This window comes from Clostridium bowmanii, from assembly GCF_018861315.1.
GTDB classification, from domain to species: Bacteria; Bacillota; Clostridia; order Clostridiales; family Clostridiaceae; genus Clostridium_AD; species Clostridium_AD bowmanii.
Genome location: NZ_JAHLDL010000018.1, coordinates 46212 through 56986, shown reverse-complemented (window position 1 = coordinate 56986; position 10775 = coordinate 46212). Strand labels below are relative to the sequence as shown.

Annotated in this window: 12 protein-coding genes; 6 read left to right on the top strand and 6 right to left on the bottom strand. The window is 29.4% G+C overall.

The features are described 5' to 3' along the window. Positions 1-47: 47 nt before the first annotated feature. Positions 48-665 (bottom strand): TlpA disulfide reductase family protein, encoded by a 618-nt coding sequence (locus KPL51_RS13245; protein ID WP_216162280.1) that lies wholly within the window; start codon positions 663-665, stop codon positions 48-50. A gap of 139 nt (positions 666-804) precedes the next feature. Further along, positions 805-1509 (bottom strand): cytochrome c biogenesis CcdA family protein, encoded by a 705-nt coding sequence (locus KPL51_RS13240; protein WP_216162277.1) that lies wholly within the window; start codon positions 1507-1509, stop codon positions 805-807. Positions 1510-1861: 352 nt separating this feature from the next. On the opposite strand from KPL51_RS13240, the gene KPL51_RS13235 reads away from it, so the two are divergent. The 3 genes from KPL51_RS13235 (at position 1862) to KPL51_RS13225 (ending at position 4634) form a co-directional block, all read left to right on the top strand. Next, on the top strand, positions 1862-2785 hold the full coding sequence (locus KPL51_RS13235) for a DUF2156 domain-containing protein (RefSeq protein ID WP_244998078.1): 924 nt from the start codon (positions 1862-1864) through the stop codon (positions 2783-2785). A gap of 111 nt (positions 2786-2896) precedes the next feature. After that, the gene (locus KPL51_RS13230) at positions 2897-3445 is read left to right on the top strand and encodes a GNAT family N-acetyltransferase (RefSeq protein ID WP_216162274.1); all 549 of its coding nucleotides are present in this window, start codon (positions 2897-2899) and stop codon (positions 3443-3445) included. Positions 3446-3785: 340 nt separating this feature from the next. Beyond that, the gene (locus KPL51_RS13225) at positions 3786-4634 is read left to right on the top strand and encodes a DMT family transporter (RefSeq protein ID WP_216162271.1); all 849 of its coding nucleotides are present in this window, start codon (positions 3786-3788) and stop codon (positions 4632-4634) included. Positions 4635-4867: 233 nt separating this feature from the next. On the opposite strand, the gene KPL51_RS13220 is transcribed toward KPL51_RS13225, so the two are convergent. Continuing rightward, on the bottom strand, positions 4868-5116 hold the full coding sequence (locus KPL51_RS13220; protein ID WP_216162268.1) for a hypothetical protein: 249 nt from the start codon (positions 5114-5116) through the stop codon (positions 4868-4870). 322 nt (positions 5117-5438) lie between these two features. Here KPL51_RS13220 and KPL51_RS13215 point away from each other — a divergent pair, with 322 nt between their 5' ends. Next, positions 5439-6122, top strand: a complete 684-nt coding sequence (locus KPL51_RS13215; protein WP_216162265.1) for a LiaF transmembrane domain-containing protein — start codon at positions 5439-5441, stop codon at positions 6120-6122. 167 nt (positions 6123-6289) lie between these two features. Here the strand turns inward: KPL51_RS13215 and KPL51_RS24055 are convergent, their stop codons facing one another. Continuing rightward, positions 6290-6421: a hypothetical protein gene (locus tag KPL51_RS24055; RefSeq protein WP_263628335.1), complete on the bottom strand. Its 132-nt coding sequence runs from the start codon at positions 6419-6421 to the stop codon at positions 6290-6292. A 133-nt stretch (positions 6422-6554) separates the two neighbouring features. Beyond that, positions 6555-6977 (bottom strand): hypothetical protein, encoded by a 423-nt coding sequence (locus KPL51_RS13210; RefSeq protein ID WP_216162262.1) that lies wholly within the window; start codon positions 6975-6977, stop codon positions 6555-6557. Positions 6978-7272: 295 nt separating this feature from the next. Between KPL51_RS13210 and KPL51_RS13205 the strand changes: the two genes are divergently transcribed. Together KPL51_RS13205 and KPL51_RS13200 are read left to right on the top strand one after the other, a co-directional pair. Then, entirely contained in the window at positions 7273-8664 is a 1392-nt protein-coding gene (locus KPL51_RS13205; RefSeq protein ID WP_216162259.1) for an amino acid permease, read from the top strand. Between the two features lie 174 nt (positions 8665-8838). Next, on the top strand, positions 8839-9126 hold the full coding sequence (locus tag KPL51_RS13200; RefSeq protein WP_216162256.1) for a hypothetical protein: 288 nt from the start codon (positions 8839-8841) through the stop codon (positions 9124-9126). 265 nt (positions 9127-9391) lie between these two features. Here KPL51_RS13200 and KPL51_RS13195 read toward each other — a convergent pair whose 3' ends face one another. Then, a complete protein-coding gene (locus KPL51_RS13195; protein WP_216162250.1) occupies positions 9392-10495 on the bottom strand; it encodes an AI-2E family transporter in 1104 nt (367 codons plus the stop codon). Positions 10496-10775 lie beyond the last annotated feature (280 nt).

Below are 10775 nucleotides of genomic sequence, written 5' to 3'. Positions count from 1 at the left end.
AAAATTAATGATAATTTTCAGTGGGGTTTTGTACAGCTTTTGTTAATTTATAATTTGCTAATGTTAACTTTCATTTGTTCTAGGGTCATGCCACCTCTTGTAGAGGAGACAATATTACCGGCCTTATCAATAAAGAAGGAGGTTGGAATTGCAGCAATATTATATTGAGCTGCTATACTCTGATTTGAATCCAATAAAACAGTAAAGTTATATTTATTCTTTTCCATAAAAGATTTGGCAGTGGAATTGTCTTCGCCAATATTTACAGCCAATATAACTAAATCAGTGTCCTTAGTTTCCACCTGTAATTTTTCAATATCAGGCATTTCGGCTTTACAAGGAGGACACCAACTTGCCCAAAAGTTTAGAAATACTTTTTTTCCTTTAAAATCACTAAGAGAAACTTCTTTACCATTCAGATCTTTTAGTTTGAAATTCAAGGCTGGAATCTTATCAGCCTCAGAACTTTTAGCAGTGGAAGAGGCAGTGCCTGTAGTGGCATTTTCAGTGGTGGAACTTGCACTTGGTTTTGTATTATTAGTTGTGAGATTTTCTTTGGTAGTTGTGTTTAAATCTTTACCTTTGCTTTTGTTATAATTAGTTACAGTATAAATACTTATGCCAAATACTAAAACAAATACTAAGGGCCAAATTATTTTTTTCATGATTAATCCTCCCATTAAATTATTAATTGTATTATCACCTATACAAGTGATAACATTCGCTTATGAAATGTATTAAATCATCTCCTGCGGAGCTGCAATTTTAACGACTTCAGAAGGAAACTCTCCTTGTGAAATGTCGTTAAAAGTTGAAAAAATTCAAATACCTACTTAAAATATTAACTTTGTTTGTGAAAATCAAAATACCCATTGTCACTAATAGTATTCCACTGATAGTGGATATTACAGGCAAATATTTTGAAATTGTGTGCTTGTGCTTTGTAAAGCTACCGATAGCCAGGGCGGTTAGTATAAAAGGAACAGCAAGGCCTAATGAATATACTGAAAGAAGAAGGACCCCTTTATCTATGGTTTCAAAACTGCTAGCATATGTAAGAATAGAGGATAAAATAGGTCCTATGCAAGGTGTCCAACCTGCGGCGAAAGCTATTCCCATAAGTATAGAGCCAAACTTGCCACCACCTTTATTAAAAGAAAAAAATCTTTTTTCTCTATAAAGTAGTTTGATTTTTAATAAACCAAGTGTGTGAAGACCGAATACTATCATTAACGAACCACTGATTTTTCTAAAGATGTTTTGATTTTTAATCAAAAGTTTGCCTAGGGTTGTAATAGAAGCACCCATCAAAATGAAAATAATAGAAAATCCAATGACAAAACCGAAAGATTTATATAATATATTTAACTTAGCTTTTTTATCATCTAATTCATTAATGGCTGTTCCAGTTAAATAACTAATGTAGGCTGGAACTAGTGGTAAAACACATGGGGACAAAAAAGAAAGTAGTCCTGCTGAAAAAGCTAATATAAGACTAATATTGTTCAACTATAAGTCACCTCCTAGGATATTAATAAAATAAGGGTATTTAACCCATCCTTAAATTGATATAGTGAAATTATATCATAGCATCATATCATATTATATGAATAATATGATAATATATTAATAAAATATATTAGAACTAAACAAACGTGAAATCCAGTATATATTTTTCTGAAATCGGTTAATATAAACATAGAAAAAAATTAAGAAGTGTTATAACTTAATGGTATCTATTTTGTAACTATGATTCTTATAAGTATCTACTTGCAAAAAACAAACAAACAGTATAAAATAGTAAATGAATGTAAAAATATGATAATATTTATGGTATATTTTAAGGGGAAAGGTTGAGATTATGATTTTTAAAAGGCTTACAATAGAAGACAAGAATACATTGGAGGAGTTTATATATCCGTATAAATTCCTAAGTTGTGAATATTCTTTTACAACTTTATATATATGGAGAGAGGCTTGTGATATTTGTTTTAATATTTATAAAGGAACTCTAATAATAAAGAAAAAAGACTTTGAAGGAAGATACTATTTTATGCAACCTTTGGGTTACAACAAAGAAAATCTTAAAGAAATAATAGATGCACTAATGGCGTACAAGACAGAAAACAATATGGATTACTTATTCAAGGATCTTGATGAAGTGTTTATGGAAGAAATAAGCGACATATATGATGATGTTAAGGATATTTGTATAAAAGAAGATAGAGATAATTTTGATTATTTATATGAAGCTGAAAAGCTTATAAAGCTTTCAGGTAAGAAGCTCCATGGTAAAAAGAATCATTATAATTCTTTTATAAAAAATTATAATTATGAAGTTAAGGACATTAAAGGTACAGAAATAATCAATGATGTTATAATTGCAGCAGAAAATTGGTATGAAGGCAATGATGATGACGATGATATGCTTTATTATGAATTACAGGGAATAAAAGATGTTCTAAAAAACATACAAATTATAAATATTAAGGGCATAGCTGTTTATGTAGATGGAAAAATAGTGGCATTTAGTTTAGGAGAAAAATTAAATGATAATTTGGCAGTAATTCATATTGAAAAGGGAGATATGGGTTATAGTGGTGTGTACAGTTTTATTAACAAAACATTTATTGATAGATGTTTTAGTGATGTTAAGATAATTAATAGAGAACAAGACTTAGGGATTGATGGTCTTAGAAAATCTAAGTTATCTTATCACCCATATAAATTAGAGAAGAAATATATTTTTAGTTTTTCTAAATGTTTAGTTGGTGATGTGTTATAAATAGATTAGCGTATACGCTAGTCTATTTTTATAGGATAAAGTATTTTAACTACACTTCAGCACCATAGGTGATTATTTAATATTAAATAAAACTAGAGGGAAGGTAATAAAATGAGAAATCTTTTGATGGGAGAAGAAATAAAACTTACTTCTATAAACCAGCAAGATGTTTTGGAATTGCAAAAGTGGTTTACCGATGTAGCCTTTATGCGTTATTACGATATAGTAAGTGCAATTCCTAAAAATTTGGAAGAGGTACAGGAGTCACTTAGTGAAGTAAGAAAATCTAATACAGCTTATATTTTTGCTATTAAAAATCTTAAACAAGAAGAATTTATTGGAGTTACAGGATTTGAGGATATATCTTGGACTAATGGAACTGCTATAATATACATAGGTATTGGTGGAGAAAAACATAGGGGTAAAGGTTATGGAATGGAAGCTCTTAAATTAACTATGGAGTTCGGATTTCAAGAACTAAATTTCCATAAAATACAGCTTACTGTTCTTCAGTACAATGAACCTGCTATAAAGCTATATGAAAAATTGGGATTTAAAAGAGAAGGAGTTTATAGAGAATTTATTCATAGAGATGGAATTCGATATGATATGTATTTATATGGAATATTGAGGCCGGAATGGGAAGCCTTTACCATTTAAAAAATAATAAGTCAAAAGATTTTTTGTGAAAAAATTAAAAACACAGTAGAGCAAGTATAAAATCTACTGTGTTTTTCTCTCCTTTACTAAATCTTCGTTATTATGGTGTCCTTAAGAGTTATAATTATACTAAATATTAAGCTATTTAATAAATATTGTTAAAAGTGGTTATTAAATCTTATAAAAACCTTAAATAATTTAAAACTATAAATCTTTGAAGGAATTTCAATCTATTTGTAGAATGTATTTTATAATAAGTATAATTATTATAAAATTAAATTATTGAATATCTTAAATGGCAGAGTTCAAAGAAAAATAAAGCAAAGAAGGGTGTGTGTTTATGAATACAAAGAATAAAAATCTTACACAAATTCACTTTGCGGTTTTCTTGTTTGGAATAGCCGGATTATTTGGAAAGTTGCTTTCATTGCCACCTATGATAATTGTACTAGGCAGAGTTTTCTTTTCAAGTATTTTTTTATTGATCATTATGCTTTTTCTTAAGAAAGATATAAAATTAAAAAAGAAAAAAGACTATCTTTACCTAGGAATAATGGGATTTATATTAGCAATTCACTGGAGTGCTTTTTTTAAGTCCATCCAGGTGTCAACGGTGGCAATAGGGCTTCTGATATTTTCTACGTTTCCTGTTTTTGTTACTTTTCTTGAACCTTATTTTTTTAAAGAGAAAATTAAAACAAAAGATATTGTAATTGCGATTATTACACTAATGGGAGTAGCGCTTGTAGTGCCAAAGTTTAAGTTAGGTAATAATTTAACGGAAGGGGTCTTGTGGGGAATATTGTCTAGTTTTACTTACGCAGTCCTTTCAATGCTTAATAGAAAATATGTGAAAGAATATTCAAGTATAGTTATTGCTTTTTATGAACAATTTGTGGCTACACTTGTGTTAATTCCTTTTCTATTTTTAATAAGACCCGTATTTAAACCTATGGATATAATATTACTTGTTGTATTAGGTGTTGTTTTTACTGCTATATCTCACACATTATTTATTAATGGTCTGAAAAATGTTAAAACACAAACAGCGGGTATTATTTCTAGTTTGGAACCAGTATATGGAATCATTTTTGCCTTGCTTGTAATTGGAGAGATACCAACCACAAGAGAAATTTTAGGTGGCATTATTATTTTAGGCACTGCTTTTTATTCAACTATAAAATCATAATAAGTTATTAATTAAATTTCCATCATTTCTGGATTTAACCTCAGTGGTTAGACTTAGACAGTATCCACTAAAAAACATGTCTTGATAACCGCTGCTTAAAGAATAAAACTTTTAAAAAATCAGCAACAGGGATTGGAAGATAAACTTTCAATCCCTGTTGCTGAAAAATTAAGAAATATATGTGTTATTAATGGACTCTGCAAGAATAGCTAGTCTTTTGAACTAAGTCTTTTTTATGAGAATTTTTTATCTTCTGGACTTTCACTTAAAGGGTCTTCACTATTAATATTAGGCATGTTAGCTGAATACATGTTAGGATTAATAGGCAAATTAATTATGCCAGGCATATACATGTTAGGGTTGCTAGACATACTAATCATGTTAGACATATTAGATAAACTGAATATATCCTCGTTTAGTATATCCTCTTCAGAGCGTGTATCTTCGGGTTCTTCTGTGTCTTTAAAAATTTTCTCATTCATAAATATTCTCCTTCCCAATATATGGACTATGCTTAATATATGATTAGGGTGATGATGTTTTTTTTGCTGTCATCATATATCTCCTTTATTAGAATTTATAGTGCCCATTAGATATTTTACTTATACTAAAATTGCATTCTGATATTAGCTTTCCTAATTTATTTGTAATTATGGACTTTCAACGAATAATTTTAAAATAGTAAAAAAAACCATATAATGGTATAATAAATTACATATAATAAAAAGTATATAAAATTCAAGGGGGCTTAATAGTCTTTAATCGCCCTTAAGAAATTGTAAAAAATAGAAGGGGGAAATTACTATGAAAGGTAAATTTTATTTGGGTATCATTTTTATACTATTGGGCATCGGATCATTATTTAACCAATTAGGACTTTGGAACTTAGGTCATATAATATCAATGTGGTGGCCACTTATACTAATAGGTGCAGGAGTAAGTCAGTTAAGTACAAAACCTGTGTCTAAAACTTCAGGAGTCACACTTATAGTGATTGGTGCACTATTTCAAATGCGAGAACTTAATGTTATTACAGTTAGTCTGGTAAGATTTTTTTGGCCTGCTATAATTATAGCTATTGGTGTGTCAATGTTAGTACCTAAAACTTTAAAAAAGGAAAATTATGAATTTAACAAAAGTAAAGTTGACGAAGATGTGGTAGATAATTTATCACTTTTTTCAGGTGTAAAAACAAGAAATATTTCTAAAAACTTTAGGGGTGGCAGTCTTGTTGCTATTTTTGGAGGAATTGATTTGGATCTTCGAGATGCTTTTATATTAAACGAAGGAGCAAGACTTGATGTTACAGCAGCCTTTGGTGGAGTAAATATAATAGTTCCAGCAGAATGGAAGGTTGAAGTAAATGGTATTCCTGTTTTTGGAGGATGGTCTAATAAGACTAAAGGTAAAAATTATGTTAATCCAGATGCGCCAGTTTTAACGATACATTGTTTTGCAGCTTTTGGGGGAGTAGATATAAAAAATTGAGTAAATCATTAAGGTTCGGCATGTAGGATGTTCTGATAGTAGAGCATTTGTTAACAGGCTCTAAGCTTATTCCATGAAAAATCCCCTAACGCACTTATTCGATATCCTGTCTCAGAAGTGCTAGAAGGCCGTCCTGGACTTCTTACGGGTACTTTTCATTGCATAAGCTAAGAGCCTAAATCCGAATATTGCTCTTCTTTAATTTCTTCTTTAGGTAATTTTAAAATTTGTTGTATTGTCCACTCATAATCTTTGGTTGTATTAAAATCTCGGTATATTCCGTTTAGTACATATTTCATATCTTCAATATCTCCTGATAATTTATATGATCTATTTGCCATCTTCATTGCTTTGTAGATGTCTTTACCTATATATTTTCCTGTGTTTTTAATATCATAGCGTACTCCTATTTTGTATATTCGGGTTAGTACCTTAAGAACTATCTGAAAGAATAATATATACATTCCCTATATAATACTCGTTTTTTTGTTCTATAGGTCTTTGCCCAATAGCCTTCGCCTCAGCATAATCTTTTGCAAGCATTAAATAAAACATACTATATTTCTTTGCTATAAAATTCATTTCCTTATTTGTAGATTTTAAACCATCATCTATTAGTTTTTTGCTTTTATCATGTTCTCCTAAGGCAATATGAATATCTATAAGTCTTTTATAGGATTTGAGATATGATTCATTGGTAGGGTAATTTTTATAAATTTCTTCATAATATTTAAGTGCGTTATTAACTATTTCAAAAGTAACCATTTTATTGCTATAGCTACTTCCAAATTGTGTTATTACATACATGCCTAAAACATCCTCATGTGGAGCAATTTGATTTGCAATTTTAAACATTGTATCTGCTATTTTATTAGAAAATGGAATCAGATTTATATAACACTTATATAAAATTTTTGAATAATTATCTCGTTTTTACAGTGAAAATATGCTATATTAATATATATTTAAATAATTATATAAATACTTGATTTTACATTACTTCAATAATTACACAATAAACATAGAATGTATGACTAAGGAATATATATAATTAAATACCATTGTTTATAGCTTGTAGTTTATATGGACAATCATATAAGCTGTAAACTATAGTAAAAGATTTTGTGCACAATAATAAGGAGGGCATATTATGAGTAAAATCAATGATGTTAATGATTCGGGAAATGTGAAGTTAAAGAGGGAGCTTGGTCTAGCCGCCGCAACTGCTATAGTTGTAGGAAACTGTATAGGTTCAGGTATTTTTACTTCTGCGGCATCTCTAGCGGCCGCATCAAATCCTAAAACTGCTATGCTTGCTTGGATAATTACAGCTATTGGATCACTTCTAATTGCATTAAGTTTTGCTAGTCTTGGAACTGCTATGCCAAGAACAGGGGGGCCGATTGTATATACTAGAGCTGCTTTTGGTAATTTTGCAGGGTTCCTAATTGCTTGGACCTATTGGATAGGTGCTTGGGTAGGAAATGCCGCTATTATAACTGCTTTTATGCTTTATTTCACTTACTTTTTTCCAGGGGCAACAACTCCATTATTGGCATTTTTAATTACTTCAGCAGTGTTATGGTTTTTCACAATTGTAAATATTCTTGGTGTTAAAGGAGCAGGAATGGTTAGTATTGTAACAACAGTACTAAAAATAAGTGCTTTAGTGGTATTTGTAGTAATTGCAGGCATGCATTTTAACCCTGATATGCTTAGTACAGTTTCTAGTGCTGAGGTTTCAGGAATGGGTACCTTACCAGCAGCAATTGCAATTGCATTGTGGGCTTTTGTAGGTATTGAAAGTGCAACGGTTCCAGCAGGAGAAATTAAAGATCCAGAAAAAAACATTAGAAAAAGTACAATTTATGGCACACTAATCGCAGCAGCCGTATATTTAATTGTTTCAATAGTTGCCATGGGTGTTCTAGATCAAGCTACTTTAGCCGGTTCAAAAGCACCTCTTGCAGATATAATTAACGCAGCAACTGGTGGGACTTGGGGTGGAAACTTTATAGCAATAGGTGCTATAATATCCACTTTAGGAGCTACTTCAGGATGGGTATTAACAACTGCTAGAAGTGCATTTGGAGCTGCTCAGGACAAATTGTTTCCAGAAGTATTTGGGAGAGTACATCCAAAATATAAGACCCCTGTTATTTCACTTGTAATAAGTGGTGTTGCAGCGAATATACTTCTTATACTAAACTATGTAGGCTCATTAAATGCAGCCTTTAACTTTATGCTATTGCTTGCTACATTGGCATTTTTGCCTGCTTATGCTTTTTCGGCAGCAGCAGATATAGTGCTTTTAAAGAAACATTCAATAGATTTTAATATTTGGAATTTTTTAAAGAATTCTTTTGTAGCATTGCTTGCTTTTGCATATTCTATATATGCAATTTATGGAACGGGCTCGCAGGTGGTAATGTATGGGTTTATACTTATGTTGGTAGGTATTCCAGTTTACTTATACATGATGCTTCAAAATAATAAGATAGACAAAAATGTTGATGAGTTAAGAAAAAAAATGTTGAGCTAGATATCTTATAGGGTTCTGTTTTAAATAGTAATTAAAGAAAATGCCATTGTAATTTCGAAATTACAATGGCATTTTTATGTTATAATTGGGAACCTGTATTGGTAACTATTAACCTTGGTGTGAGTTCAATTTTTGTGTTATACTTTAATAAGACTAGAATTAGGAGGCAAAATAATGGCAAATATATTGATGTTTTCAAAAAAACAATTAGATAAAACACTAAAAAATTTCGCGAAGAAGGAAAGCTTGGGGTCTAATGACACAGCTGAGTGGATAAGACTCATAAATGATTTTGTATATGAATTTGGGTTAAAGTCTGAAGTTAACGAAGAAGATAAACTTTCTATAACTACTAATAAGGAAGAGCAAGTTGTGATTGAAAAAATGATGTATGCATTAGAAGGAACAAAAACTTCTTTGACTTACATTTTTGATGGTAATATTACATATATGGAAGAGTAGACATGGAAAAATATTTACTGAAATTTTGTTTATAAATTTTCATTTGTTAACAAATGTTTTTATGCGCAAAAAAAGTATATATTACGTATAATGCATTGAAGCGAGCTTTAGAACTTCTTATTTTATTTTTAATTGATATGCGTTAAGAAAAATATATGTTTCAGCGAGGCAGCGAGTTTATATTTTTTAGCAGATTAATTAAAAATAAAATTAGTAGTTCTTAGCGAAGTGAATGTATTAATAGTAATATATACTTTTTTCTTTTTTATTTAATTTGTTTGTTTTCAGTTTTTTTATCCATAAATTCTTCTAATAATATCTTTATTAAGGCTATAGTTGGAACTCCAAGTAACATTCCTAAAATCCCGAAAAGTCCTCCACCCAGAACAATTCCGAGTATTATAAGAAGTGGACTAATACCAACCTTATCTCCAATAATCTTTGGTTGTATGAACCATCCATCGATGTTACTTAAGGTTACAACAAATAGTATTAACTCTACAGACTTTATGGGACTAAAGAATAATGTTATTATAGTAGCTGGCACCATTCCCATGATGTTTCCAAAGTAAGGAATCATATTTGTTACCCCTATTACTAAACTAAAGGGTAGTGCATAAGGAATTTTTAATAGCATAAATCCAATGAAAGTAATGGTAGCAAAAATGATAGAATCTATTATTTTTCCGATAAAATATTTTTTAAAAGTAGTATTAACTATTTTGGCGAAATTAATTAACTTATGAGCATGTGTATCATTTAAGATGGAATAAATGAACTTTTTGAAATTAAATATAATGGATTCTTTATCAATTAAGTAGTAAATTGAAATAACTATTCCAGACATTAATTTTAAAAATAAAGAACTAAAGCCCATGAGGTAATCAATTATAATTTGTAAACCTGGTGCAAAATATGTGGATATGTCTTTATTGAAAGTAGTAAGGTAGTCTTTTAAATAAGAGGCAATATCGAATTTGTTTAATAGTTTATTTTCAGATAGAATATTAGTAGACCATTTATACGATTTATCTGCAAATTCAGGAATATTATCAAATAAGTCCACTGCACTTTTAATAAGATTAGGAGTGACCAAAAATATTATTGTGAATATTAGACCTATAAATAATGTGTAAATTATGCCTATGCAATAAATTCTTTTTATTTTTGTTTCCTTTTCAATATATACCATAAGTGGATTAAGTAAATAAGCTATAAAAAATCCCCAAATAAAATAAGTAAGTAAAGAAGAAATTTTATTAAATATTGAACCTATATTTTCAATGTTATTTACTATTCTAAAAAGAACAAAGGTGATTATAATCATAGGGATAAGCTGTATATAGGGTATTTTTTTATATGGAATCAATGTAATTCCTCCAATCAATATATATATATCTATGATTATATCAGTTAAAAAGAATTAATTGAAGTGTTTTTTAGGCTACTGGTATATTTGTATTACAAAACTCATAAAATAATGAATAACTTCTGTTTGCAAATATGTGCTATAATAGAAGTATGTTTTAATTACTAATGTTACCTTTTGAGTAATAAAGTTGATTTTTCATTTATTTATAAACGAATATAATATAGTATGAAAATTATTATTGGTAACATATGTATGCAAAAGAGTAAGCAAAAGGGCT

Bases quoted from the DNA above. Each gene is read 5' to 3' on its own strand.
- KPL51_RS13220 (WP_216162268.1), bottom strand. From the start codon at position 5,116: ATGAATGAGAAAATTTTTAAAGACACAGAAGAACCCGAAGATACACGC.
- KPL51_RS13200 (WP_216162256.1), top strand. From the start codon at position 8,839: ATGGCAAATATATTGATGTTTTCAAAAAAACAATTAGATAAAACACTA.
- KPL51_RS13215 (WP_216162265.1), top strand. From the start codon at position 5,439: ATGAAAGGTAAATTTTATTTGGGTATCATTTTTATACTATTGGGCATC.
- KPL51_RS13230 (WP_216162274.1), top strand. From the start codon at position 2,897: ATGAGAAATCTTTTGATGGGAGAAGAAATAAAACTTACTTCTATAAAC.
- KPL51_RS13205 (WP_216162259.1), top strand. From the start codon at position 7,273: ATGAGTAAAATCAATGATGTTAATGATTCGGGAAATGTGAAGTTAAAG.
- KPL51_RS13235 (WP_244998078.1), top strand. From the start codon at position 1,862: ATGATTTTTAAAAGGCTTACAATAGAAGACAAGAATACATTGGAGGAG.
- KPL51_RS13225 (WP_216162271.1), top strand. From the start codon at position 3,786: ATGAATACAAAGAATAAAAATCTTACACAAATTCACTTTGCGGTTTTC.
- KPL51_RS13210 (WP_216162262.1), bottom strand. From the start codon at position 6,977: ATGTTTAAAATTGCAAATCAAATTGCTCCACATGAGGATGTTTTAGGC.
- KPL51_RS13245 (WP_216162280.1), bottom strand. From the start codon at position 665: ATGAAAAAAATAATTTGGCCCTTAGTATTTGTTTTAGTATTTGGCATA.
- KPL51_RS24055 (WP_263628335.1), bottom strand. From the start codon at position 6,421: ATGAAATATGTACTAAACGGAATATACCGAGATTTTAATACAACCAAA.